At 70.4% G+C, this 399-nt stretch carries 1 pseudogene; it reads left to right on the forward strand.

Annotated elements, in window-relative coordinates:
- A pseudogene (locus tag D7Y04_RS44885) lies at positions 1 to 311 on the forward strand (hypothetical protein); the annotation flags it as partial.
- Positions 312 to 399: the final 88 nt, after the last annotated feature.

Raw genomic sequence — 399 nt, forward strand, 5'->3', positions numbered from 1 at the left:
CGGTGGTGAGCAATGTCGTCCGCACCCCGAATCCGTTCTTCCACGCCATGGTCCGTACCTGGCACGCGAGCTTCGCGCAGCTCTACGCCTTCGACGTGGAGGAGACGGCCAACTGCATCCTCGTGGCGCTGGCGCACCCGGAGAAGCCCGCCCGAGGCGCGCTGAAGGCCCGCGCGGAGCGACTGACGCGCTCACGAGGCATTCCCTTCAGCCTTCGTGCACGCGTGGCCCACCGGCTCGACGAGGCTCCCGGGACTGCCGGGAGTGAACAGGCCATTCTCGAAGACCCGCCGGCCACGGTTGCGCCTTGAGGGGCGCCGTGCGTGATTGTCCGCCGTGAGGACTCCCACCGACCACTTCCTCCCGCCGGAGTCCCAGGCCGCGGCGGCACCGCGACGG

Origin of the sequence: Corallococcus sp. AB038B, from assembly GCF_003668955.1 — a bacterium.
GTDB classification, from domain to species: domain Bacteria; phylum Myxococcota; class Myxococcia; order Myxococcales; family Myxococcaceae; genus Corallococcus; species Corallococcus exiguus.